The following is a 25306-nucleotide window of genomic DNA, read 5'->3' as shown; positions in this document are numbered from 1 at the left end:
CCAAGACAGCAAATGGCGCAGGTGTTACAATCACACAGAGCAGATTTTGTAATTTTGTGGATTTGTGAAGATGGCGACACGCAAGATCTTCGCCGGGGCGCGGCTGCGGGCGCTGCGCAACCAGCATCGGCTGACGCAGGCCGAGCTGGCGGCACGGCTCGATATCTCCGCCTCCTATGTCAACCAGATCGAATCCAACCAGCGGCCGCTGACCGCTTCGGTCATGCTGGCATTGGCGGACGGGTTCAATCTCGATCTCTCCAGCCTGATGACCGATGGGTCCGATCGCCTCCTGGCCGACCTGCGCGAGGCCATGGCCGATCCGCTGTTTGGCGAGGCGGTTCCGAATCTGCAGGAACTCAAGACCGTCACCGCCAATGCGCCCGACATGGCGCGGGCGCTGCTGACGCTTTACGAGGCCTATCGCAAGAGCAATGAGCGCCTCAACAGCGTGGACGCCGCGCTGACCCGCGACCCGCAATCGGGGATGCAGACGGCCTATGAAGAGGTGCGCGACTTCTTCCATTATGCCGACAATTACATCGACCCGCTGGACCGCGCCGCCGAGGCGCTGGCGACCGAACTGGGCGAGTTCGGCCCGGACCGGCTCAACAGGTTGATCGCCTATTGCCAGGAAGCCCATGACTTGCGCGTGGTGCTGACCGCGCCCAACCGGCCCGAGGTGATCAAGGAATTCGACCGCGCCGGGCGGACGCTGTCGATCAACACGCGGCTCGAGCCGAGTTCACAGTTCTTCCAGATCGCGGCGCATCTGGCCGGCATGGAGCAAACGACGCTGCTCGACCAATTGCTCGACGCCGCCAATTTCAAGACCGCCGATGCCCGCGCCATTGCCCGCATGGGTCTGGCCAATTACTTCGCCGGCGCGCTGCAGATGCCCTATGGCGCCTATCTCAAGGCGGCCGAAGCGCATCGCTATGACATCGAGGAGTTGGGGCAGCTCTTCGGAGCCAGTCTCGAACAGGTGGCGCATCGCCTCTCCACAATGCAGCGGCCGCGCGAGCGGGGCGTGCCGTTCTTTTTCGCGCGGGTGGATGCGGCTGGGACCATCACCAAGCGCCATTCAGCCACGGCGCTGCAGTTCGCCCGGTTCGGCGGCGCCTGCCCGCTGTGGAATGTGCATCGCGCCTTTGAGGCGCATGGCCAGATCACAAGGCAATTGGCCGAAACGCCCGATGGCAATCGCTATCTCTGCCTCGCGTGGTCGAGCGAAAAGCGCAGCGGCGGTTATCATGGCATCACGCGGCGCTATGCTTACGCGCTGGGCTGCGAAATCAGCCATGCCAATCGGCTGGTCTATGGCAGCGATGTTGATGTCACCCGCGACCGCTTCGACCCTATCGGCATCTCCTGCCGCATCTGCGAACGGCGCAATTGCCCGCAGCGCTCAGTGCCGCCGCTGGGCGCCGGCATCTCCATCGACGCCGACCGCCGCAGCATCGTGCCCTATCAGATCGGCTGACCGCGCAGGGCAGCGTTCTCGGCGCGGATGCGGATCCACAGCACGGCGCCATTGAGCGCCGAAAAAATCAGCGCGAACCAGCTCAGGCCAAAGACCAGCGGCAGCACGGCGATCTCGCCGATCACCACAACGTAGTTGGGGTGACTGAGGAAGCGATAGGGACCTTTTTTGACCAGCGGCGCGCCGGGCAACACGATGATGCGGGTGGTCCAGCGCGGCCCCAGCGTCGCCAGCACCCAGACGCGCAGGCCCTGCAAGACCACGAAAACCAGCAGCCAGGCCGTGTCGATGGAACGGTTCCAGGCCATTGGCCACAGCCCCACCAGCCAAGCCGTATGCAGCGCGACGATCAGCACATAGTGGCCGGGCGCATGTTCGACAGCGCCCTGCGCCAGGAGGCGGCTGGTGTTGTGGCGGGCCAGCGCCAGCTCCCCCAGGCGCTCGGCGGTGACCAGCGCCAGCAGCAGGATCGACCAGATCATTCTGCAGCCACCAGCGAGACGCAGCTCACCGAAAAGCCCGGCCCCATGGCAGCGAGCACGGACCGGTTCGGCAGGCCCTTGCGGCGGATGCGATCGAGCACGAAAAGCACCGTGGGCGCGGACATATTGCCATAGTCGCGCAGCACGTCGCGCTCCACATCGAGGGCCCCCTGTCCCAAATCAAGCGCATGTTCCAGCGCCTCGACCACCTTGGCGCCACCGGGGTGGCAGATGAAGCGGTCGACCTGGCTGCGCGTGAGACCATTGCGCCCAAGGATGCCGTCGACGGCCGGCCCCATTTCGGCCTCGGCAAAGGGTGGAATGGAGCGATCGAAAATCACGCCAAAGCCCTCGGGGTCAACGCTCCAGCCCATGATGTCGAGCGTATCGGGCCAGGTGTGCTGGCCGGCGGCCTCGACAGTGGCAAGGCCCCCCTCCCCCGCGCGCAGGATGCAGGCGGCGGCGCCATCACCGAACAGCGCCGTGGCGACCACATTGGCCTTGGTCATTTCATCGAGACGGAAGGCGAGCGTACAAAGCTCGACGGCGACCACCAGCACATTGGTGCCGGGGCGGGCCTGGGCCATGCGGGCCCCAATGCTGAAGCCGGAGACGCCGCCAGCGCAGCCCAGGCCAAACACGGGCACGCGTTCGATATCGGGGCGGAAGCCCAATGCGCCCGAAACCCGGGCCTCGATCGAGGGCGTGGCAATGCCGGTAGAGGAAACGGTGACAACGGTGTCGATATCCGTCGCCAGCAGCCCGGCTTCATCCAGCGCCCGTCGCGCCGCCGAAACGAAGAGCGCGCTGGCCACATCGAGATAGACCGCCGTTCGCTCGGGCCAGCTGCGCGGCTCGCGGAACCAGTCGATTGGCCGGGCGGCGTGACGCTTGTGGATGCCGGCGCTGTCGAACACCCTGGCCATGCGATCGAACTCGCGGAAGCGCGGCCCGAAGATTTCGCCAGCGGCAGCGGCGACGTCGCTCTGCAGCAGGATATTGTCTGGCACGGCAATGGCGGTGGAGATCAACTGGGCGGGTGCAGGCAATCTGGCATCCTCAATCCGGCACGATGGCGGCGCGGTTCAGAGGCAAGCTTAGCGCAGGGCCAAGCGTTGCCAACCATCACAAATGCACCCGGTCGACTTATTCCGCCGTTCCGCGGCCCCGCTACACCAGATCGGCGGGGTCGCGTGAGTAGAAGCGGCGGAAGATCAGGCGCAAGGCCGCCCCCATCGCCGGCGCCACAGCGCCCCGATGGCCAAGCCGGACGACTGCACGGTCAGAGGTCAGCACGGGCTGCTGGTCGCATTGATACTGCACCTGGGCAGCAAGGCGCTCCGTGATGGCCCGCGGCATGATGCCGTCAACCACCGCCAGGTTGAACTCCATCACCGCCTTGGTGTTGGTGATGGTCTTGGCGATGGCGCGGGCAGAGTCGTTGATCCAGTCCGTGGTGACTGGCTCGAGCGCATCCCAGTCCCACTCGGCCGGATTGCCGGCCGGCACGGCCAGGCCAGCGTCCCGCAGCCGCTGCTCGAAGGCGAAGATGGAGGCGATCAGATGCACGAAGGCCTGCTGTCCATTGCGGTCGGTGACGAGCATGGAGCCCAGATTGGCCGAATTGCCGCTCGGCCCTTCCCACAGCGCGCCCTGGGCGATGAGGCCGGCGCCCACAAAGGTGCTGATGAGGAAATAGGCCATGTTGGCCGGACGGGGAGCCGGCTGGGCTGCCAGTTCTGCCCAGCATGCTGCGTTGCCATCGTTGAGGATGCTGACCTCCAGACCCGTCTCGCGGTGGAGATGGGCAGCCAGGTCGAGATCGCGCCATGCCTGGGCGACCTCCAGCGGGGTGCCCAGCAGGTCGGCATTGCGGCCAATATTGGAGGGACTGGCGACGCCCAGCCCGATGATGCGATCCCGCTGGCCGTCCGGCACCGCCTCGATCATGGCGCGGGTACGATTGACCACCTCGGCAATGACGAATTTGGAATCGGGATAGGGGTAATCGACATGGTGCTCCAGCAGCACCTGGCCCGTCATGTTGCGGATCAACATGTGCAGGCTGCGCCAGCCAATTTCGCAGCCGATGCTGTAGGCACCTTCAGGATTGATGTAGATCGGCACAGCCGGCTGGCCGCGCTGGCCGCGCCGCGGCTCGCCGCGATAGAGCAGATGCTGGCTTTCCAACTCGTTGGCGATGCGCGCCACCGTCTGTGCCCCCAGGCCAGTGGTGCGGGCGACTTCTGCCGCCGACGGGCCGTTGCCGAGGGCAACCGCGGTCATCACCGCCCGTTCGTTGTTTTGACGCAGGCCAGAGACTGCCATCCGGGTGGACAGGGAGTGGAATAGGTCACGCTTGGTCACAGAGACTCCTCCCAATCGGCCCCGCACGGGTGGCCGTGACCGGATTTCAAGTCCGTCGACATGTCAGAAAGCGATATCAGCAAGCCCATCTGACATCGCGAGTCAGTATATAGCGTTTATCCCGCCTATTCTGCAACGCTTGCAGATATTTGCATTAATTGCGCACTATCGCTCGGCCCAGCGAGGTTTTCGTGCCCGGCGGTCGGCAGAGGTGGGGTCTGGTGGAGAAATCCATGGTGCCGCGCTGCGTAAGCGCGGGCTTTACGCCACTCCGGTCGGCGCCATTTCGCCTCCACTGACAATATTGAGCGGATCAGCCTTGTCAGAGGCGCGCCAGTATTGTCCCGGAACGCCCCCGACAACTTCAGCATTACCTGTGCCGTAGCGGCCGATGCCCCGATTGCTAATAACTCATCTTGATCCGTTAACCCGGGAGAAAGCCTCAACGGGGATCCCGCGTGAATTCCTCAAGGGAATTTATTATGGAGAGGGCATATTGAGGAGGATCGCATGCGGATCGTTATCGTTGAAGACAGCTCGTCGAATCTGGCCGTGTTGTGCCGGATGGTGGGTCACATCAACACCAGCCTGCAGAATGACCATGTCGAGTGCGTGGGCTTCACCGATCCGCTGAAGGCTATCGATTACCTGCAGGAATCGGCATGCGACCTTGTCATCACAGACTATCTGATGCCGTCCGTCACTGGCCTGGAGTTGATCCAGATGCTGCGCGGCATGCCGGCGCACCAGCATGTGCCAGTGGTCATCGTCACCGCCGATGCCGACCGTGCGCGGCGCATGGAGGCCATCCGGGCCGGCGCGACCGATTTCCTGACCAAGCCGGTTGATCCGATCGAACTTCGCCTGCGGGTGGCCAATCTGCTGGAACTGCGGCGCGCCCAGAACGTTATTGCCCGCCATGCCGACGATCTGGCTGAACAGGTTCGCATCGCCACGCAGCATCTGGCCCGCCGCGAAGAAGAGGTTGTGTTTCGCCTGGCGCGCGCCATCGAACTGCGCGATGGCGACACAGGCGGCCACGTCGACCGCGTGGCAGAGAGTTCGCGCATCATCGCCGAGACAATGGGGCTGGACAGCGGCTTCTGCCGCACGCTCGCCCTGGCATCCCCACTGCATGACGTGGGCAAGATCGGCGTGCCCGACGCCATTCTCAACAAGCCTGGTCGGCTCGACGACGCCGAACGTAGCGTCATGCAGAAGCACACCACCATCGGTGCCGAGATTCTGGCTCACGCCGACTCCGACCTGGTGCAGATGGCTGCGGCGATCGCCAATTCGCACCATGAGCGCTGGGACGGCACGGGCTATCCGCACCGCGTCGCCGGCGCCAACATTCCGCTCGCCGCACGGATCACCTCGGTCGCCGACGTGTTCGACGCCCTGATCAGCGAGCGCTGCTACAAGAAGGCCTGGTCACTGGAAGAGGCACGCGCCGAAATCCTGCGCGGGGCCGGCACACAGTTCGACCCGACATGCGTCGCGGCGTTTGAAAAGAGCTGGGACAAGATCGTTGCCCTGATGGCACGCGACTACGCCAGCTCCAATAAATCGGCAGCTTAGGAGATTCACGTGCGCCGTTTGATACTTGCCCTTTGCCTTTCTGCGGCTGGCGCCATGGTGGCGATTGCCGATGACCTTGCTGCGCCACAGGGCCCCGTGGTGCTGACGGTGTCGGGCGCGATTGCCCATACCAATGGGGACCACGTCGCCCAGTTTGACCAGGCCATGCTTGATGCCCTGCCCCAGCGCACCACCGTGACGACCACGCCCTGGTATGAAGGTCCGCAGCATTTCAGCGGCCCGCTGATGTCTGCCCTGCTTGACGCCGTTGGCGCGACGGGGTCGACGATCAAGGTGACGGCGCTGAACGACTATTCTGCCGAAGTGCCACTGCAGGACATTCTGAGCTACCCGGTTATTCTGGCTGACCGCCTTGACGACAAGCTGCTGTCGGTGCGCGACAAGGGCCCGCTGTTTGTCATCTACCCGTTCGATGAATATCGCGAACTATACGACGAAGTGCACTTCGGCCGCTCGGTCTGGCAGATCAACGCGATCACGGTCGAATAGCGGTGCTGCGGTCCCGGATGAACCTGCGCAGAGTGGTGTCCAGGCGCATTGGCCTGGGCATTGCCGTTCTGACGGTGACCAGCATCCTGATGCTGGCAGCGACGATGTGGCTGTTTGCCGGGCTGCGCGATCGCCAGATGGCGGAAGCGCAGAGCGTCCGTGAGAATGCGCTCTGGGCCGTGTTCCAGGCGGACCGGGAGGCCAATCATCTCACCGAGGCCATCGCAGCGCTCAAGTCCGACGGCACGGTTGAGGACATGCTGCTGCGCTTCGACCTGCTCTATAGCCGCATTGCCCTGCTGGGCAGCGGCGAATATGCCCAGATGTTCGGCGAGGACGCCAAAGTGGGCGCGGAGGCCAAGGCCGTCAATGACGCCGTGCAGGCCCTGACGCCACAGATGGACCAGATTGCGGCGGCCCCCGACACACTGGCGGCGCTGTTGCCCGCCATCTCGCAGGCGGCCGAGGGCATTCGCAGCACGACCGGCAGGCTGCTGGTCGACGCCAATTCCGCCATCAATCACGTGCGGGTGCAGGACAGAAGCACGGCACTGGCCACCTATCTGCAGATCGAGTTTGCCGTGGCGACGCTGACCATCGTGCTGGTCGCGATTGTCGTTCTGCTGGCGCGGCAACTGATGCATATTTCCCGGGCCGGTCGCGAGATCGAATTGCTGAGCGAAAAGAACGCACGCATCGCGGTCGCGGCGGAAGCCGCCAATCATGCCAAGTCGGCGTTCCTCGCGACCATGAGCCACGAGATCCGCACGCCGCTCAATGGCATTATCGGCCTGGCCGAGGTGCTCGAAGCGACGCCCCTTGATGCGACCCAGCGCGATCTATTGGGCAATATCCGCGCCTCGGGCGACATTCTGCTCGATGTGATCAGCGATATCCTGGATTTCTCCAAGCTGGAGGCCGGCACGGTCAAGGCCGAACCGCGCGCATTTGCGCTGGCGGAGGTGATGGACAGCGTCCGCACGGTGCTGGCGTCCCGCGCAGCGTCGGCGGGCCTGACCATCGTCGTCGAAACGCCGGAGCTGATGGTCACCAATGATCCGGCGCGGCTGCGGCAGGTGCTGATCAACCTGGTCGGCAACGCAATCAAGTTCACGGCCACCGGCTCGGTGACCCTGAGGGCTGTGGTCTCGGGCGAGACCCTGCGCTGCGAAGTCATCGACACCGGCCCGGGCATCGCCGAGAGCGACCTGCCCAGGCTGTTCAAGCATTTTAGCCAGCTCGACACTTCCAGCACCCGCGCGTTCGGCGGCACCGGGCTTGGCCTGGCGATCTGCCGCGAGTTGACGCAGGCCATGGGCGGCACCATCGGCGTCCACAGCCAGCTCGGCGAAGGCAGCACTTTCTGGCTGGAATTGCCTGTGGGCCCGGTTTCACCGATCCAGTCCTCCGAAGCCGCACAGACGATAGCGCCGCCGGCGGACGTCTCTGGCGCCACCGCAGTGTCGGGGCGGGTCGTGGTCGCCGACGACAATGCCATCAATCGCCAGGTGGCTGCCGAACTGCTCAAGCGGATGGGGCTGAGTGTCGTGACGGCCAACGATGGCGCCAGCGCGCTCGAATTGATTGACGCCGGCGGAGCAGACCTGGTGCTGATGGACATGCAGATGCCCGGCATGGACGGACTGACCGCCACCCGCATGGCGCGCAGCAGGGGTCACGCGGTCCCGATCGTGGGGCTGACCGCCAATGCCTTCGACACCGACCGTCGCGCCTGCCTGGATGCGGGCATGGACGAGTTCATCAGCAAGCCAGTCACCCGCGACAAGCTTGCCCAGGTGGTCCTGCCCCTCCTCAAGGCGCCTGTTGACGCTCCCCCGGCCCCGGCCGTTTTGACCCAAGCCGAGGTTGGCGCCGTCGATCCGGAATATCAGGCGATGCTGATCGAAGAGCTGGGCGCGGACATGTTCGACGAACTCAAGGGGCAGTTCGAGCGCGACGCTGTTCGCCTGGCAGACGAGGCCCGCGACGCCTTTGCCCGCGGCGACCTGGTGGCTCTGGACGAGACGCTCCATACGCTCAAGGGCGCGGCAGCGACGCTGGGCTATTCGGCACTTGCGGCGCAGGCGCAGGCGCTGCGCGGCAACGGCCTCAAACCATCCGAACTCGACAGGCTGGGGCGAGGCCTGGCCGCCTAAACCCCTGCTAAGCCATTGAATTTACGTATTTTATCCCGAACTGACAGTTAACCCTGTTTAAATATTTCTCCGGCAATTATTTGCTCGTATGCGTTTGGGAGCGCTTGCCATGCAACACGCCGAACCGTGTGCATGAGGCCTTGAGGAACTTTTGCATGAAACTTGCGACGTTTACGTCGGTAGCCGGCACGGCTATCGTGGTTTTGGCTGCGGGCATCGCAACCTATGGACACATCAACACCAGCTCGAACCAGGCAAATGTGCAGGCCTTGTTCGCCGATACGGTGGCCAAGCTGACGGCCAGCCGGCACCTCACCGAAGCGGTGGCCAACGTCAAGCTCGACGTCGTGCAGGTGCAGCAGTGGCTGACCGATATTTCAGCCACCCGGGGCCTGGACGGCCTGGATGATGGCTATGCGGAAGCGGAAGCCTACGCCACGCGCTTTTCGGAAGACGTTGCGACTGCGCGCACGATCGCCGAGGACATCGGCGAGAGCAACATTGTCGCCTCACTCGACCACAGCGAGACCGTGTTTCCGGCCTATTATGCCGCTGGCAAGACCATGGCGGCCAGTTATATCGCGGAAGGTCCAACCGGCGGCAACGCCAGGATGGCCGAGTTCGACGCTGCCGCAGCCGACCTTGCCACCGATATCGATGCGCTGATCGCGGCCGCGGATGCGTATTCGCGCACGGTGACGCAGACTGTCGATGCCGAGCGTCTAGACCTGGAGGCGGCAGAGGACAACACACTGTTCGCGCAGATGGCGGGCTATGGTTTTCTCATCGCCGCTATCGCGGCAATGACCGTGTTTTTCGCGGGCTATGTCCTGCCTCGCCTGCGTTCGATGTCTGCGAGAATGACAGCCATTGCGGCCAATGACTATTCGACCGGCGTCTATGGCTCCAGCTTCTGGGCCGAGCTCAAGGGCATGGGCGCGGCTGCCGACATTTTCCGCAGCAATGGGCTCCGCCTTGAGGCCCTGGCGGCCACCGAGGCCGAACAGGCTGCGGCGCGAGCTGCCGAACGCCGCGCCATGATGGCCGAATTGCAGTCGGCTTTCGGCTCTGTGGTGGATGCGTCCATCTCGGGCGACTTCAGCCGGCGCGTGCCCACGACCTTCCCCGATCCTGAACTCAATGCCCTGGCATTGAGCGTCAACGAGCTGGTGGCAGCAGTGGGCAAGGGCCTGGGCGAGACAGCGGACGTGCTGGCAGCCTTCGCCAAATGCGACTTCTCCGTTCACATGTCTGCAGACCAGGTCGGCGCCTTCACCCGGCTGCGCGACGACACCAATGCGGTGTCGCGCAATCTGACCGACGTGATCTCGCGGCTGCAGCAGACTTCGGGCTCCCTGCGCACGGCCACCACGGAAATCCTGGCCGGGGCCAACGACCTGGCCGACCGGACCACGCGCCAGGCGGCCACAATCGAGCAGACCAGCGCGGCGATGGAAACGCTGGCCAATATGATCGGCCTGAACGCGCGCGGCGCAGCGGACGCCGGCGTGCAGAGCCAGACAGTCAGTCAGATGGCGCTCGAGAGCGAGCAGAGCATGGCGCGGGCCACCGAGGCGATGAGCAACATCTCGGAATCCTCGTCGCGTCTGCAGAACTTTATCGGCGTCATCGACGATATCGCCTTCCAGACCAATCTGCTTGCCCTGAACGCCTCGGTGGAAGCGGCGCGGGCGGGCGAAGCGGGCAAGGGCTTTGCCGTCGTTGCCATCGAAGTGCGTCGCCTGGCGCAGTCGGCTGCGGAAGCGTCCCGCGAGGCGCAGCAACTGGTCGACCGCAGCGTCGCCGGCGTGCAGGACGGCAGCGCCATCCTCAACGAGGTCGCTGCCCGGCTGTCGGGCGTGACCCGCTCGATCGGCGAGACGGCCAAGAAGATGGACGAGATCGCCCGCGTCAGCAACGAGCAGTCCCGCGCGGTGGCCGAAGTGTCCACGGCCGTGCGACAGATGGACGAAATGACCCAGCACAATGCGGCGCTGGTGGAAGAGACCAATGCCGCCATCGAGCAGACGGAAACGCAGGCGCAGAACCTGGATGGTCTGGTGGGAGTCTTCACCATCGACAGGGCTGGCGCGCAGCCTGGCGCAATGCGGCGCGCCGCCTGATCCAGAGACCGGGGCCGGCATGCCCGGCCCTGTCTATTGCCGATGTGACGGCCGCCCGATGACGCGACAAAGCGTCAGAGGGTGGCCGTTTCGCTATAGGCGAGTACCAGCACCAGCATGGCCAGCGCGAACATTCCCAACAGCATAAGCGCGCGCAGGACGGGCGCTGTCCAGTGGGCGGCGCGATTGCCATTGTTGAGCTGCATTGTCGCACTCCGGACGGGGGTAAGTCCGGTCAAATAAATGCCGCGCATACGGTTAAGCAAGCCATTACCATCCAAAAGCTGCGGACTTGCTTAACGACGTCAAGGGCGTAAGCCCCGGACAGGCGGCGCGCTGCGACAGACCCGGGAGGGCTGTCAGAGGTGCTGGTGTCGTCCCAAGCCGACCGTCCGCCTGTGCCGCCGTAGTTTACGGCGGCACCCCCTTTGCCAGGCCGGACTAGCCGGCCCTGGCCAGTTGCCCGCTGCCCCGCCCCGCCGCCAGGCCAATTGCCGCCGGGCGCCGGGCGATCAGAAAAAGCGCGCTCTTGCGGCTGGGCTGCCAGCGATGCTCGATGGCAAAGCCGGCGTCGGTGAGGCTGGCCACCAACTGGTCCGAGGTCATCGGCACCAGATAGGGAATGATCCCCAGCCGATTGGTGAGCGGCGCGATCAGGCTCAGTATCGGACTGGCCTCGCGCATGCAGATGGTGCTGGACACAAATAGCCCGCCCGGCTTGAGCGCGGCAAAGACCTTGTCAATCACCGCCTGGCGGTGGCGCAACAGATGCAGGATGGACAGGCCGAGCACCATGTCGAGGCTGGCCGGCGCGAGGTCGACGCTGTCGATGTCGCCGGTCTCGAAATGGGCATTGCTGATGCCCGCAGCGGCAGCCTTTTCCCGAGCGATCTCGATCATGACCGGCGAGAAGTCCACGGCGCGAATGCTGCGGACATAGGGCGCGTGCACCAGGGCCGTCGAGCCTGTGCCGCAGCCGAATTCGAACAGATCCATGTCCGGCCGCAAGTGTCGCCGCGTTTCGGCGAGCTTGGTCTGATAGGCCGCCTCGTCGGCGATGGGCTGGGCGGCGTAGCGCCGGGCCAGGCGATCCCAGAACAGATGGGCAGATGACATAGCGATCTCCTTGTTGGTCAGACCCTAACAACTGCCCACATGAAGTAAATTGCAGAACAAGGCACAAGGCTTATACATATATGCATGGATAAGCCGCTTTCCGATCTCGACTGGAACCAGGTGCGGGCGCTGCTGGCGACTGTGGACGCCGGCTCGCTGTCGGGGGCGGCGCGCCAACTGGGTCTGACGCAGCCGACGCTGGGGCGCCAGGTGGCGGCACTGGAACAGGCCCTGGGCGTGACACTGTTCGAGCGTGTCGGCCGCCGGCTGGTGCTGACCCAGGGCGGGCAGGAACTGCTCGAGCCGCTGCGGGCCATGGGCAGCGCCGCCGAACGGATTGCCCTGGTGGCCTCGCGCCAGTCCCAGGAGATCGACGGGCTAGTGCGGATTACCGCCAGCGACATCTATGCCCATTTCGTGCTGCCCGAGGTGGTGCAGGCGCTGCGCCGGCTGGCGCCCGGCATCGTGGTGGAGGTGGTCGCTTCAAACGAGGTCGAAGATCTGATCCGCCGCAAGGCCGACATTGCCATCCGCCATGTGCAGCCGCGGCAGGCCGAACTGATTGCGCGCCGCTGCCCGGACACCACCGCCCGTCTCTATGCGACACCAGCCTATCTCGATGCGATCGGCCATCCCGACCATAGCGAGGGCTTTGGTCACGCCGACTTCATCGGCTTCAGCGACAGCACGGAGATCATGATCGCCGAACTGCGCCGGCACGGCCTGTCGCTGAGCGCGCGCAACTTTCCCCTGATGTCCAACAGCGGGCTGGTTGCCTGGGGCTGGGCCCAGCAGGGCTTGGGTATTGGCGTGATGATGGCGCCGGTGGCACAGGCAACGCCGGGTGTCGTGGACGCTTGGCCGGGGTTTGACGGCATTGTGGTGCCCACCTGGCTGGCGACGCATCGCGAGTTGCGCACCAGTCGACGCATCCGCTTCGTCTTCGACCTGTTGGCCGATCATCTCGCGCGCCTGGAGCCCGGCACGAGCCGCTGAAGGGCACCCCGCCCCTGTTCACCAAACGACCGCCAGATTGACCGATTCTCCGAAATGAGGTACGTACCTCAATAGTGGATCGCGCAAATGGTCCTGCAGTCGATGGGCGATGATCGTGGAGGCGGCATCGCAATAAGGAGGGGAACACGGATGACGGAAATGGCAATCGACTGGACGCACGGCGTCCATGACGTGGATACGCTCAGATCGCTCTACCCGACCGTCACCTCGCTGGCCCAGCTCAAGGTGCAGGATCGGCTCGACAGCCATGCGCAGGATTTCATCGCGCGGGCGCCATTCCTGTGCCTGGGCACGCAAAGCTTGGATGGCACGGCCGACGTGAGCCCGCGCGGAGACCCGCCCGGCTTTGTGCGCATCCTCGACGCGCGGACGCTGGCCATTCCAGATCGGCCAGGCAACAACCGGCTCGATAGCCTGGTCAATATCCTCGCCAATCCGGTGGTGGGCCTGCTGTTCATCATCCCCGGCTTTGACGACACGCTGCGGGTCAATGGCACAGCCCGGCTGGTGCGCGACCCGGCGCTGCTGGAGAGCTTGAGCGTGGATGGGCGCCTGCCCCGCCTGGCCATCATTGTCGAGGTCCGCGAAGTGTTCATGCACTGCGCCAAGGCGTTCCGGCGCTCGCGGCTGTGGGACCCGGCCTATCGGCAGGATCGCGCCAGCATGCCGTCGCTGTCCAAGATCATTCTCGACCAGACCACCGGCGCGCCGGAGGACGCCGCGGCGATGCAGGACATCGATGCGGCGCTCGAGGTCGAGTACGGCAAGACCATGTACTAGACGGACGGGGCGGCGAGCGCCTCGCGAACGGCAATCTCGGCCATGGCGAGGGCGGCTTCGCGGGTCCGCGCGGCCGCTACGAAACGCCCGTTGTGGCAGAAGCTGGCGCCGGCAACACCCGAGGCCCGTTCCAGATCTGCATTGGTCAGGCCAGCCCAGGCGGCCGGCAGATCGGCGCGGGTTTCAAAGCCCTCATCGCCGCGACGAATGGTGGTGAGGCACCAGTCGGTGTCGCGCGGATGCACCACAAACAGCAGGTGGTCGGCACCGGCGCGCACGATGGCCGGGCGGAAGGGCATGCCCATGGGCAGTTCCAGCACGCGATTGTCGCCAGCGGCGCGAATGGCCGTCTGGACGATGGTTTCGGCGCGCAGCTTGGCAGCATGCTTGGCGATACGGGCCTCGACAAAGCTGCGGGCGATGGCCAGCGCCGCATGGAAGGCGCGGTCGTCTGCGTCGGGCGTACGATCGTCAAACACCGGCTTGAGGGTTTCCAGCAGCACCGGCAGCGTCAGGTCAGCCAGCGGGCCGGTGGGGCTGAGGGCGCCATTGTCGGTGAGATCGATGGGCAACACGAAGTCGGCGTCGAAGGCGGCGTGGACGGACGCGACGTCTGCGGCGGGAATGCCCGAAGCCACCAGATAGTCCTCGCCAAAATGCTTCCAGACTAGGCCAAACGAGCTATAGGGCTGGCCGTCGTCGCGCAGCGGGGCGCCGCGCTGGTGGTGATCGAAGATCTGCCGGCCGGCATCATAGGCGCCGCCGACGTCATAAATGATGCGACAATCCGCCGGGGTGATCCATTCGGGCGCCCGGCTGCGCTTGATCTGCGCGGCCGGATAGAGGCGCGTGAGGATGACGCTGCTGAGCAGTTCGTCGGCGTGGAAGCCACCTGAATGGGTGACGAGATAGTCAATGGTCATGCGGCGCAGGTCCCCGAAAGCTGGCGCACTAATGGCGGAGCCATGCCGCTTTAGCAAGTCTGGGACCTGCAGAGGGGGTCAATGGAAGGCGCGGACCTCGACCGGTGCGCGGCACGCCATGGCCGCACGGCGGCCCCAATCCAGCGCCGTCGCCTCGTCGGGAAGATCGAGCACCCAGAAGCCGCCGATATGCTCCTTGCTCTCGATATAGGGCCCATCGGTGACCAGAATTTCGCCACCCGGCGTGCGCCGCAGCGCGTGTGCAGCCGAAACCGGCTTCAGGCCACCGACAAATACGCGAATGCCCTCGGCCACCATGGCCTGGTTGAGGTCATCGATGTCCCGACGCATCGCATCGTCCTCGACTACTGCCGGGTTGTAATCATCTGGATGGTGGATTGCGACAAGGTAGCGGGGCATGGGCTGGTCTCCGGTCACTGGCTGCGTAACCCAGCCATCATGATGACAACGAGCGAGTGGGCGCAATTTCGACAAGCCGAGAGAAAACCGGCGCTATTTCCTGCCGATGGCGCCCGAGAGCCGGGCGGCAGCGTCAGCCACGCGCTTGCCCAGTTCGGCCCGGCGCGCCGGCGGCGCCTCGGCGGCCATCATCGACATGGCCAGGGCCGCCTGGGCCGTTCCGGCCGCATCTGTCACGGCTGCACCTAGGCAGAGCATGCCCTGGCGCACCTCGCCGTCGTCGAGCGAAAAGCCCGCGTCCCGCACCTGCTGCAACTGTCTCTGCAATGCGTCAGCTCCGGACACGCCTGTCGCCGTAGACGCCTGTGGCCAGGGGCTGGGCAGGTGGGCCATCAATTGTGCCGGTGAGAGCGTCGCCAATTGCGCCTTGCCCGTCGCGGTATAGACCGCCGGCATACGCATGCCGATGCGGAAGGTGATGCCGAGCGGCGCATTGGCATTGCTGCAGGCGATATAGACCACCTCAGCACCCTCGAGCACCGAGAGCGTCAGCGTGTGCCGCGCCAGTTCGGGATCGCTGGCAATGGTGGTGTGGAAGGCGCGCACCAGTTCGGACTGCAGATTGAAGGCGCTGGCCCAGTGCAGCATGCCCGGGCCAACTGAGAACCCGTCCGCCCCCTCCTGCACAAGGCGCAGATGCAGCAGCGTCTGGCACAGCGCATGGGCGCTGCTCTTTGGCAGGTCCAGGCTTCGCGCAATGTCGATCAGGCGGGCCGGGCGGTCGCGCGCGGCGAGCAGGTCAAGAATCGCCGCAGCCCGCATCACGGCGGGCACCAGCTGGGCTGGCGCGGGCTCGCCGGTAGCAAGGCGTTGAGTTGACAGGCTATCGGCGGCGGCCATATGTTCATCCTGCTGACTATGGTTCAGTATATTGAACTTCTGGAGCCCTGCAAGATGATTGATCTCACCGACACGACGCTTCTGCGCGACGGCGCGCTGGTCAATGGCCAATGGCAGACGCAGGGCCAAAGTGGCACGTTCGATGTGTTCAATCCGGCCAATGGCGCGCGCATCGCGACACTGCCCATGCTGAGCGCTGACGAGATTGAAACCGTGATCGAGCATGCGCGCGTGGCCCAGCCGAAATGGGCGGCGCTCTCGGCCAAGGAGCGTGCGGCCATCATGCGGCGCTGGTTCGACCTGATGGTGGAGAACGCCGACGATCTGGCGCAGATCATGACGGCCGAGCAGGGCAAGCCACTGGCCGAGGCGCGTGGGGAAATCCTCTATGCAGCCAGCTTCATCGAGTGGTTTGCCGAAGAGGGCAAGCGCGTCTATGGCGAGACCATACCGAGCCCGCTGGCGGGCAACCGCATCACCGTCATCCGCCAGCCCGTGGGCGTCACGGCGGCGATTACCCCGTGGAATTTCCCGGCGGCCATGATCACCCGCAAGGCGGCCCCTGCCCTGGCGGCGGGCTGCAGCATGATCGTGCGTCCTGCCGATCTGACGCCGCTGTCGGCGCTGGCGCTGGCCGAGCTGGCGCAGCGCGCGGGTGTGCCCGCCGGCGTCTTGCAGGTGGTGACGGGTCGCTCGCGCGAGATCGGCGGCGTGCTGACGGCAAGCCCGGTGGTGCGCAAGCTCTCCTTCACCGGCTCAACCGAAGTGGGACGCACCTTGATGGCGCAGTGTGCGCCGACCATCAAGCGGCTGAGCCTTGAGCTGGGCGGTAATGCGCCCTTCATCGTCTTTGACGACGCCGACATCGACGCGGCTGTCGAGGGCGCCATGCAGTCCAAGTTCCGCAATGGCGGGCAGACCTGCGTCTGCGCCAATCGCATCCTGGTGCAGGCCGGCGTGCTGGACGCGTTTACCGAGCGCCTGGCCAAGCGTGTCGCGGCGCTCAAGGTCGGCGACGGCACCGAAAAGGGCACCGACATCGGCCCGATGATCGAGGAAAAGGCCATCGACAAGTTCGAGTCCCACATCGCCGACGCCGTCGAAAAAGGCGCACAGCTGGTACAGGGCGGCAAGCGCTTGGGCGGCCTGTTCGTCGAGCCCGCCGTGGTGACCGGTGTCACCCAGGACATGGCTGTGGCGCATGAAGAGACCTTTGGTCCCCTGGCGGCCATCTTCCCGTTCGACACCGAAGAACAGGCCATCGCCATGGCCAATGACACGATCTATGGCCTCGCCGCCTATTTCTATTCCGAAGGCTTCAGCCGCTCGATCCGCGTGGCCGAGGCGCTGGAATACGGCATGGTCGGGCACAATACCGGGCTGATTTCCACAGAGGTGGCGCCATTTGGCGGCGTCAAGCAATCAGGCCTTGGCCGCGAAGGCTCGAGTCATGGCATCGAGGAATATCTCGAGCTCAAATATGTGGCCAGCAAGGTGAAGGCCTAGCGAGCCTCCGCACCCGTCACGGACGCGCATGCCGGCGCGGCACGCCGGCAAAGAAGGCAGCATAGCCACCGCTGTGCGCCTCGGTGAACAGGCGGTCGAGCGCGGCCATTGGGTCGTCTGCGGCATCGATGCGCAGGTCGAGATCGGGATAGGCCTCGGCGCCATAGACCTTGAGCGCGGCCGAGCCGGTGCCGCGGCTGTCGCCCCCAGCGGCCGCACCGGCCATCAGCGCACGCAGCAGGCCTTGCGCCAGGCCATGCGCCGTCTCGCCCCGAAACGTTTCGAGCATGGCCTGCAGCACGTCCGAACCGGCCAGCATATTGCCGGCAACGGCAACGCCATCGCCCAGCAGATGGCCGGCATGGGGCACGCAGCTTTCGCCGGTCCAGCCGGCCACCCGGCCGTGCGAATCCACCACGATGATCTGGCGGCGCCCGGCTTCGGGGTCCATGGCCAGGGCCGCGCGCAGGGCGGCTTCGGCCGGCTCGGCGTCGAGCAGGGCCAGCGTGTCGATGGCGAGATAGGGATTGGTCATGGCCTGCGTCGCTACCGCACCAAGGCCCGAACGGCCGTGCGGCACCAGCGCACCAACCATGGGGCCAGCCGTCGCCGTGGCAATGCCCAGGGCGCCGGTTTGCGGGTCTCGGGCAACAATGGAAAAGGTCATGGCAGGCTCCTCACGGCAAGATAGATTTATCATCATAAATTGACGGGGGCGGAAATTTATGATGATAAATTGTCAATGCCCTTCTCCCACGGTCGACACCGCGAGGCAAGGGCGAGGGAACAAGGAGGTTTCATATGATCCGCAAATGGAAAGCCATCGCGCCGCTGCTGCTGGCTGCAACGGCCCTGGCCCTGGTCTCACCGGCCTCGGCGCAGACGCCCCCCAATATCCTGGTCGTCGGACAGATCGCCGAACCGGCATCGCTGGATCCGCAGGTGTCCACCGCCGCCAATGACTTCCGCATTGCGGTCAACATTTATGACGGCCTGGTGCGCAACAAGCCCGGCACGCTCGACATCGAGCCGGCACTGGCGACCGACTGGACCATTTCCGACGATGGCCTGGAATATACCTTCACCCTGCGCCCGGACGTGACCTTCCATGACGGCACCCCGTTTAACGCAGATGCGGTCAAGTTCAACTTCGACCGCATGCTTAGGGAAGACCACCCGTTCTACTCGACCGGCCCCTTCCCGCTCGCCTTCTTCTTCTCCTCGGTCAAGAGCGTGGATGTGATCGATGACCTGACGGTCAAGTTCACGCTGAACGAGCCCTATGCACCCTTCATGTCCAACCTGGCCTCGCCCACGGGCCTGATTGTCTCGCCTGCTGCTGTCGAGCAGTATGGCAAGGACTTTGGCCGCCACCCGGTCGGCACCGGCCCCTTCAAGTTCGAAGAATGGCAGTCCAACACCAGCGTCATCGCCTCGCGCAATGATGCCTATTGGGATGGCGCGCCTGCACTGGAAGCGGTGATCTTCCGCCCCATCACCGATGCCAATACCCGGGTGGCCGAAATGCTTTCGGGCGGCATCGACGTGCTGCTGGAAACGCCGCCGGACAATATTGCCCAGTTCCGCGATGACGCGAACTATCAGGTGGTCGAGGCCGTCGGCCCCCATGTCTGGTATGTGATGCTCAACGCCAAGGACGGCCCGTTTGCCGACAAGCGCGTGCGTCAGGCCGTGAACTATGCGGTCAACAAGGAGAGCCTGGTCACCGACGTGCTGCAGGGCACGGCCGATGTCTCGGCCGGTCCGATCCCGCCGGCCTTCAACTGGGCCTATAACGAGACCGTGCAGCCCTATCCCTATGATCCGGAAAAGGCCAAGGCCCTGCTGGCTGAAGCCGGTGCCGAAGGCGCCAAGCTGACGTTCCTGGTCACCGAAGGCGGCTCGGGCATGCTCGATCCGGTGCCGATGGGCACCGCCATCCAGGCTGATCTCGCGGCTGTCGGCCTCGATGTCGAGATCAAGACCTATGAGTGGAACACCTTCCTCTCGGAAGTGAACCCCGGGCTCGAGGGCAAGGGCGACATGGCTGAAATGGCGTGGATGACGTCCGATCCCGACACCCTGCCGTTCCTCACGCTGCGCACCGAAGCCTGGCCGGACAAGGGTGGGTTCAACTCCTCCTACTATTCCAATCCGGAAGTGGATGCCCTGCTCGACAAGGCCCGCCTCTCGACCGACCCGGCCGAGCGTGGCGATCTCTACAAGCAGGTCCAGACCATCACCCATGAGGATGCGCCCTGGCTGTTTGTCGCCAATTGGAAGCAGAATGCCGTGGTCACCAGCGCGGTCGGCGATTTCGAGCTGCAGCCCGATTTCAGCCTGATCCTGCGTGACGTCACCAAGCAGTAAAACCGCCAAGTCGCCCGGCCGGTTCCCTTGCGGGGGCTGGCCGGGCATCATTCCACCGGCCCGCCCCCGGCCGGCGCGCAAGGAGGAGCAGACATGACCGCCTATATCGGCAAGCGCCTGCTGGCCGCCATTCCGGTGATCCTGGGCCTGTCCATTATCGTCTTCCTGGTGATGAAGCTGATCCCGGGCGACCCAGCGCAGGCGCTCCTGGGCTCCTATGCCACGCCGGACAATGTCGAACGGATCAATCGCGCGCTGGGCCTCGATCGCTCCTGGCCGGAGCAATATGTGATCTGGATCGGCAATCTGCTGCATGGCGATTTCGGCCGCTCCTATATCCTGAACCGCCCCGTGCTGGACGAGGTGCTGGAGCGCTTCGGCGCCACGCTGATCCTGGCCGGCGCCTCTCTGCTGATCTGCTCGGTGCTGGGGATCCTCGCCGGCATCGCCTCGGCGGTGCGCCAGTTCGGCTGGACAGACCGCATCGTCACCTTCTTCGTCCTCATCGGCATTTCCATGCCGGCGTTTTTCCTTGGCCTCGTGTTCATCCTGTTCTTTGCCGTGCAATGGCGGCTGCTGCCGGCTTCGGGCATGTATGCCGTCTATGGCGGCGGGGACCTGCTGGACCTGTTGCGCCACCTGATCCTGCCTGCCGGCACGCTGGCCATTGTCGCCACGGGCGTCGTCGCCCGCCTGACGCGGGCAGCCATGCTCGAAGTGCTGCGGCAGGACTTCATTCGCACCGCCCGCGCCAAGGGGCTGAGCGAAAACGTGGTGATCTACCGCCACGCCTTCCGCGCGGCCCTGGTCTCGGTGATCCCCGTGCTGGGCATCCAGGCGGGCTTCGTCCTCGGCGGCGCGGTCTATATCGAAACCGTGTTCCAGTGGCCGGGCCTTGGCCAGATGCTGGTCAAGGCCGTCTCCACCCGTGATCTGCTGCTAGTGCAGGGCGGCGTGCTGGTGGCCGCCACCGTCTATGTTCTCGTCAACCTGCTGGCAGACGTTGCTCAGGCCATGCTCGACCCGAGGCTCAAGGCATGACCGATATGTCCCTCACGCCGCCCCCATCCCGCAAGCGCCGCAGCAACTGGCAGTTGCTGATGGCCAATCGCCTGGCTGCAGCGGGCCTGTTCATCTTCGGGTTGATCGTGCTGATAGCCGTGCTGGCGCCGCTGCTGCCGCTGCCCGATCCCAATATCACCGACCAGCCCAATCGCCTCTTGCCACCGCTGAGCGAGCGGCACCTGCTGGGCACCGACCATCTGGGGCGCGACATCGTCTCGCGCCTGATCTGGGGCACCCAGATCTCGCTGATCGTGGGCGTGAGCGCCACCGCCCTGGCGGCCCTCTTCGGCTCATTGATCGGGCTGGTCGCCGGCTATGCGCGCGGCGCCACCGACAGCATCTTGATGCGCTTTGTCGATATGCTGATGGCCTTTCCCTATATCCTTCTGGCCATTGCCATCGTGGCCGCCCTCGGGCCGGGCCTGCTCAACGCGCTCTATGCCATTTCCATCGTCAACATCCCCTTCTTTGCCCGCAATATCCGCGGCGTCACCGTCTCGATCCGCAACCGCGAATTTGTCGATGCCGCGCGGCTCTCGGGCAAGAGCCATGCGGCGATCCTGTTCACCGAGGTGTTGCCCAATGTGCTGCCGGTGATCGTGATCACCATGTCGACTACGGTGGGCTGGATGATCCTGGAAACCGCGGGTCTGTCCTTTCTCGGTCTGGGTGCGCAGCCCCCGACGGCCGATCTCGGCTCCATGCTGGGCCAGGCGCGGGCACAGCTCTTCACGGCGCCGCATGCCTCCATCATTCCGGGCGTGATGATCTTCGTGCTGGTGATGAGCATCAACCTTCTGGGTGATGGCATTCGCGACGTGCTCGATCCCCGGCTGCGCTCGGGCGCACTGGACCGGCCCATGCCCGTCACCCGCATCGACCGCCGCACCACGCCGCCGGCAAAGCTGACCGATGCGCCGGCGCTGGTGGTGGACGGCCTCTCCACTGGCTTTGACACCGGCGACTCCATCACGCCTGCCGTGCGCGACATCAGCTTCCGCCTGGGCAAGGGCGAGTGCCTTGGCCTGATCGGGGAAAGCGGCTCGGGCAAGTCGGTGACCGCCCTGTCGCTGATGGGCCTTGTGGCCTCGCCGCCCGGGGTGATTACCGATGGCGCCGTCTATATCGGCGGCGAGGACGTGTTGTCGCTGCGCGAGCAGCAGTTGATCGGCCTGCGTGGCGCCCGCGTCGCCTATGTGTTCCAGGATCCGCTGACGACCCTGCATCCGCTGTTCCCCGTGGCCGAGCAGATCGCCGAAGCCGTGCTGGCGCACAATCGGGTCGGCAAGCGCGCCGCCATGGCGCGGGCCATCGCGCTGATGAACACCGTGGGCATCCGCGACGCCGAAAGCCGCGCCAAGGCCTATCCGCATGAGCTCTCGGGCGGACAGCGCCAGCGCATCGGCATTGCCATGGCATTGGCCAATGATCCCGACATCATCATCGCCGACGAACCGACCACGGCGCTCGACGTCACGGTGCAGGCGCGCATCCTCGAATTGCTGCAGGACCTGCGGCGCGAGCGCGGCCTGGCGCTGCTGCTGATCACCCACGACTTCGGCGTCGTTGCCCAGGTCTGCGATCGGGTGGCGGTGATGAAAAACGGCGAGATCGTCGAGCAGGGCGACACCGGCACGGTGCTGCGCGCGCCGCAGCATGACTATACCAAGCGGCTGATCGCCTGCGTGCCCGAACTGGGCGAGGGCCACGGCTTCCTCGACCGGGTGCGGCCGCTGTTTGAGGAGGCGCGGACATGAGCCAGAACGCCGTAGACATCCGCAATCTGGTCAAGACTTTCGGTGGCGGGCGCAATCTGTTCGGGATCACCGCCAGCCAGGTGCAGGCGGTCAGGGGCATTTCCCTGCATCTGGCGCAGGGCGAAACCCTGGGCATCGTGGGCGAGAGCGGCTCGGGCAAGTCGACGCTGGCGCGCATGCTGGTGGGGCTTGAACGCCCCACGTCGGGCGACATGGTGATCGATGGCAAGCCGTGGTCGGTGCTGGCCGAGACCGGCCCGCGCGCCTTCGGCCGGGCGATCCAATATGTGTTTCAGGATCCGGTCGCCTCGCTCAATCCGCGCAAGACCATCGGCGAAATCCTGGATGTGCCGCTGCGCCTGCTGTGCGGCTACGACAGCACCAAACGCGCGGCACGCAAGAAGGCGCTCGTTGATGCGGTGCAGATGCCCGCCGATACGCTTGAGCGCTATCCGCATGAGTTTTCCGGCGGCCAAGCGCAGCGCATCGCCATTGCCCGGGCGCTTGCCGCCGAGGCGCGCATCCTGGTGCTCGATGAGCCGGTGAGCGCACTCGATGTCTCGGTACAGGCGCAGGTGTTGCTGCTGCTGCAGCAATTGCGCGACGATCTGGGGCTGTCCTATCTCTTCATCAGCCACGATCTGGCAGTGGTGGAATCGATTTCCGATCGCGTCGCGGTCATGTATCTGGGAGACGTGGTGGAGATCGGCCCGGCGGCCCAGCTCTTTGCCAGCCCGCAGCATGACTATACGAGGGCCCTGATCGCCAGCGCGCCCCGACTTGCCACATCGGACAGCCTTATATGAGCGAACCCGACAGCATCACCCCGCCTCCCACTGCCGGCGCCCCGCGCCGCAAACGCACCGACGAGATCGTCGATGCCATCAAGCGGATGATCGTTGAACATGGTCTGGGGCCTGGCGACCGCCTGCCACAGGAGCGAGACCTGATTGCCCAGTTCGCTGCCGGCAAGGGAACTGTGCGCGAGGCGCTCAAGGCGCTTGAGGTTCAGGGGCTGATCTCTGTGCGCACCGGCCCGGGCGGCGGCGCCTTTATCGAGCGCATGTCGGAAGGCCGCGCGATGAGCCTGTTGTCGAACTTCCTGTTCGCCAAGAACCTCTCGATCGCCAATATCTATGAGATGCGCAAGGTGCTTGAGCCGCAGGTGGCAGCCAGCGCCACCCCGCATATCGATGAGGCCGGCCTGAACCGGCTCGAGGCCATTATCCGCATCTATGACCATGAGCCTGCCGACGCCACAGAGCGATGGAACCAGCGCATGGCCGAGCTCGATTTCCATGGCGTGGTGGCCGAATATTCCGACAATCCGATCCTGGCCTTCACCTGCCGTTTCCTGCAGCGACTGCTCAAGGATCTGACCATTGCCCAGGACATCTACGTGCAGCCCGAGCCGGTGTCGCGCGAAAGCGGCATCCGGCACCAGCGCGAGCTGATCGCCGCCATGCGCCGCCGCGACGCCAAGGCGGCGAGTGCCATTCTCACCGAGCACATGGCCGAGGCCGAGCAGCATATGCTCACCCTGCAGGCCAAGCTCATGGACAGGTTCCTCACCGAAGACGCGGCGCCTGCCCGCAGCCGAAAGCGCCGTATCGCATGATCGACCAGAGCTATCTCCTCGACCGCCTGCTTGACCTGGTCAAGACTCCGAGCCCAGTCGGCATGACCGAACAGGCCGTGGCGCTGGTCGATGGCTGGTTGCGCGAGATGGGCTATGTGCCCAGCTACACGCGACGGGGCGTGCTTTCCGTCACTGTGGGCGATGGCGCGCCGCGCCGGGCGCTGGCTGTGCATCTCGATACTCTGGGTGCCATGGTCACCGAGCTCAAGCCCAATGGTCGCCTGGCCCTGCGCAATACTGGCACCTGGGCAGCGCGCTTCGCCGAGGGCGCCCGCGTCTCCATCTTCTGCGATGGCACGACGCATCGCGGAACCATCCTGCCGCTCAAGGCATCCGGACACCGCTTCAACACCGAGGTCGACACCCAGCCCGCCGATTGGGACAATCTCGAAATACGGGTCGATGCCCCCCTGCCCGACCGCGCTGCGCTGGTCGCCGCCGGCTTCAATGTCGGGGACATGGTGGCCATCGATGCCCAGCCCGAGGTGGTCGATGGCTACATCGTCTCGCGCCATCTCGACGACAAGGCCGGTTGCGCCACGTTATTGAGCCTGCTCAAGGCCATTGCCGAAGGCGCAATCCGCCCTGCCGTGCCCTTCCAGGCCATGTTCACCATCGGCGAGGAGATCGGCATCGGCGGCACGCATGGCTTCGGTCCGGAGGTCGAAGAGCTGCTGGCCATCGACAATGCCGTGACGGCCCCCAACCAGACCTCGCGCGACGATGCCGTCACCATTGCCATGCGCGACCGCCAGGGTCCGTTCGACGCCCGCATGACCCGGCAAATGCTCGCCATCTGCCAGCGCGACGGCATTCCGCACGAGCGCGACACCTTCCGGCACTATCGCTCCGACAGCGCTGCCGCCGTCGAAGCGGGCTGGGACATTCGCGTGGGCCTCGTCTGCTTCTCGCTGGATAGCTCGCACGGTTGGGAACGCACCCACATCGCCTCGCTTACGGCACTGGCGCAGCTGCTCGCCGGCTATGTGCAATCAGACCTCGACGCGCCGCACTAGCTTACGCAGCCGCCACTGTCGGCACAGCTACGCGCGACGGCCAGCGCCGTTCTCACCCACTCGCGCCAAAAGTGTAACTCACGATGGCATGGACG

General features: G+C 65.1%; 23 protein-coding genes. 14 read left to right on the top strand and 9 right to left on the bottom strand.

Translation table 11 applies throughout. From position 1 onward, the window contains the following. Nucleotides 1-70 precede the first annotated feature (70 nt). Complete coding sequence (locus K1177_RS01855; protein ID WP_224701619.1) at nt 71-1483, top strand: helix-turn-helix domain-containing protein; 1413 nt, start codon at nt 71-73, stop codon at nt 1481-1483. On the opposite strand, the gene K1177_RS01850 is transcribed toward K1177_RS01855, so the two are convergent. From K1177_RS01850 to K1177_RS01840, 3 genes are all read right to left on the bottom strand, one after another. Further along, complete coding sequence (locus K1177_RS01850; RefSeq protein ID WP_224701618.1) at nt 1471-1965, bottom strand: isoprenylcysteine carboxyl methyltransferase family protein; 495 nt, start codon at nt 1963-1965, stop codon at nt 1471-1473. The genes K1177_RS01855 and K1177_RS01850 overlap by 13 nt on opposite strands. After that, a complete protein-coding gene (locus tag K1177_RS01845; RefSeq protein ID WP_224701617.1) occupies nt 1962-3014 on the bottom strand; it encodes a type III polyketide synthase in 1053 nt (350 codons plus the stop codon). The genes K1177_RS01850 and K1177_RS01845 overlap by 4 nt, the downstream gene beginning before the upstream one ends. 121 nt (nt 3015-3135) lie before the next feature. Then, a complete protein-coding gene (locus K1177_RS01840) occupies nt 3136-4251 on the bottom strand; it encodes an ROK family protein (protein WP_224701616.1) in 1116 nt (371 codons plus the stop codon). 591 nt (nt 4252-4842) lie between these two features. On the opposite strand from K1177_RS01840, the gene K1177_RS01835 reads away from it, so the two are divergent. The 4 genes from K1177_RS01835 (at nt 4843) to K1177_RS01820 (ending at nt 10702) form a co-directional block, all read left to right on the top strand. Further along, complete coding sequence (locus K1177_RS01835) at nt 4843-5913, top strand: HD domain-containing phosphohydrolase (protein WP_224701615.1); 1071 nt, start codon at nt 4843-4845, stop codon at nt 5911-5913. A gap of 9 nt (nt 5914-5922) precedes the next feature. Further along, nucleotides 5923-6423: a hypothetical protein gene (locus K1177_RS01830; protein WP_224701614.1), complete on the top strand. Its 501-nt coding sequence runs from the start codon at nt 5923-5925 to the stop codon at nt 6421-6423. A gap of 17 nt (nt 6424-6440) precedes the next feature. After that, entirely contained in the window at nt 6441-8579 is a 2139-nt protein-coding gene (locus K1177_RS01825; RefSeq protein ID WP_224701613.1) for a hybrid sensor histidine kinase/response regulator, read from the top strand. Nucleotides 8580-8734: 155 nt separating this feature from the next. Then, nucleotides 8735-10702: a methyl-accepting chemotaxis protein gene (locus K1177_RS01820; RefSeq protein WP_224701612.1), complete on the top strand. Its 1968-nt coding sequence runs from the start codon at nt 8735-8737 to the stop codon at nt 10700-10702. 74 nt (nt 10703-10776) lie between these two features. Here the strand turns inward: K1177_RS01820 and K1177_RS18320 are convergent, their stop codons facing one another. Together K1177_RS18320 and K1177_RS01815 are read right to left on the bottom strand one after the other, a co-directional pair. Then, complete coding sequence (locus tag K1177_RS18320; RefSeq protein ID WP_263574735.1) at nt 10777-10908, bottom strand: hypothetical protein; 132 nt, start codon at nt 10906-10908, stop codon at nt 10777-10779. 235 nt (nt 10909-11143) lie between these two features. Further along, a complete protein-coding gene (locus tag K1177_RS01815) occupies nt 11144-11818 on the bottom strand; it encodes a class I SAM-dependent methyltransferase (RefSeq protein WP_224701611.1) in 675 nt (224 codons plus the stop codon). A gap of 84 nt (nt 11819-11902) precedes the next feature. On the opposite strand from K1177_RS01815, the gene K1177_RS01810 reads away from it, so the two are divergent. Both K1177_RS01810 and K1177_RS01805 read left to right on the top strand, forming a co-directional pair. Continuing rightward, nucleotides 11903-12814 carry a LysR family transcriptional regulator gene (locus tag K1177_RS01810; RefSeq protein WP_224701610.1) on the top strand — a complete coding sequence of 304 codons (912 nt, stop codon included), beginning with the start codon at nt 11903-11905 and terminating at the stop codon, nt 12812-12814. A gap of 150 nt (nt 12815-12964) precedes the next feature. Next, entirely contained in the window at nt 12965-13615 is a 651-nt protein-coding gene (locus K1177_RS01805) for a pyridoxamine 5'-phosphate oxidase family protein (RefSeq protein WP_224701609.1), read from the top strand. On the opposite strand, the gene K1177_RS01800 is transcribed toward K1177_RS01805, so the two are convergent. The 3 genes from K1177_RS01800 to K1177_RS01790 form a co-directional block, all read right to left on the bottom strand. Then, entirely contained in the window at nt 13612-14538 is a 927-nt protein-coding gene (locus K1177_RS01800; RefSeq protein ID WP_224701608.1) for an MYG1 family protein, read from the bottom strand. The genes K1177_RS01805 and K1177_RS01800 overlap by 4 nt on opposite strands. Nucleotides 14539-14616: 78 nt before the next feature. Next, a complete protein-coding gene (locus tag K1177_RS01795) occupies nt 14617-14958 on the bottom strand; it encodes a YciI family protein (protein WP_224701607.1) in 342 nt (113 codons plus the stop codon). Between the two features lie 93 nt (nt 14959-15051). Further along, nucleotides 15052-15858 carry an IclR family transcriptional regulator gene (locus K1177_RS01790; RefSeq protein ID WP_224701606.1) on the bottom strand — a complete coding sequence of 269 codons (807 nt, stop codon included), beginning with the start codon at nt 15856-15858 and terminating at the stop codon, nt 15052-15054. A 54-nt stretch (nt 15859-15912) separates the two neighbouring features. Between K1177_RS01790 and K1177_RS01785 the strand changes: the two genes are divergently transcribed. Next, a complete protein-coding gene (locus K1177_RS01785) occupies nt 15913-17364 on the top strand; it encodes an NAD-dependent succinate-semialdehyde dehydrogenase (RefSeq protein WP_224701605.1) in 1452 nt (483 codons plus the stop codon). Between the two features lie 16 nt (nt 17365-17380). On the opposite strand, the gene K1177_RS01780 is transcribed toward K1177_RS01785, so the two are convergent. After that, complete coding sequence (locus K1177_RS01780) at nt 17381-18031, bottom strand: DUF1028 domain-containing protein (protein ID WP_224701604.1); 651 nt, start codon at nt 18029-18031, stop codon at nt 17381-17383. Nucleotides 18032-18165: 134 nt separating this feature from the next. Here K1177_RS01780 and K1177_RS01775 point away from each other — a divergent pair, with 134 nt between their 5' ends. From K1177_RS01775 to K1177_RS01750, 6 genes are all read left to right on the top strand, one after another. Continuing rightward, complete coding sequence (locus K1177_RS01775) at nt 18166-19734, top strand: ABC transporter substrate-binding protein (protein WP_224701603.1); 1569 nt, start codon at nt 18166-18168, stop codon at nt 19732-19734. A 93-nt stretch (nt 19735-19827) separates the two neighbouring features. Then, nucleotides 19828-20775 (top strand): ABC transporter permease, encoded by a 948-nt coding sequence (locus K1177_RS01770; protein ID WP_224701602.1) that lies wholly within the window; start codon nt 19828-19830, stop codon nt 20773-20775. Beyond that, nucleotides 20772-22556: a dipeptide/oligopeptide/nickel ABC transporter permease/ATP-binding protein gene (locus K1177_RS01765; protein ID WP_224701601.1), complete on the top strand. Its 1785-nt coding sequence runs from the start codon at nt 20772-20774 to the stop codon at nt 22554-22556. Before K1177_RS01770 ends, K1177_RS01765 begins: the two co-directional genes overlap by 4 nt. Beyond that, nucleotides 22553-23362 carry an ATP-binding cassette domain-containing protein gene (locus tag K1177_RS01760; RefSeq protein WP_224701600.1) on the top strand — a complete coding sequence of 270 codons (810 nt, stop codon included), beginning with the start codon at nt 22553-22555 and terminating at the stop codon, nt 23360-23362. Before K1177_RS01765 ends, K1177_RS01760 begins: the two co-directional genes overlap by 4 nt. Continuing rightward, the gene (locus tag K1177_RS01755; protein WP_224701599.1) at nt 23359-24174 is read left to right on the top strand and encodes a FadR/GntR family transcriptional regulator; all 816 of its coding nucleotides are present in this window, start codon (nt 23359-23361) and stop codon (nt 24172-24174) included. Before K1177_RS01760 ends, K1177_RS01755 begins: the two co-directional genes overlap by 4 nt. Beyond that, a complete protein-coding gene (locus K1177_RS01750; protein ID WP_224701598.1) occupies nt 24171-25211 on the top strand; it encodes an osmoprotectant NAGGN system M42 family peptidase in 1041 nt (346 codons plus the stop codon). The genes K1177_RS01755 and K1177_RS01750 overlap by 4 nt, the downstream gene beginning before the upstream one ends. The last annotated feature ends 95 nt before the right edge of the window (nt 25212-25306 follow it).

Source organism: Devosia aquimaris, assembly GCF_020169335.1.
GTDB lineage: Bacteria > Pseudomonadota > Alphaproteobacteria > Rhizobiales > Devosiaceae > Devosia > Devosia aquimaris.
This window is presented reverse-complemented; position numbering and strand designations above follow the sequence as displayed.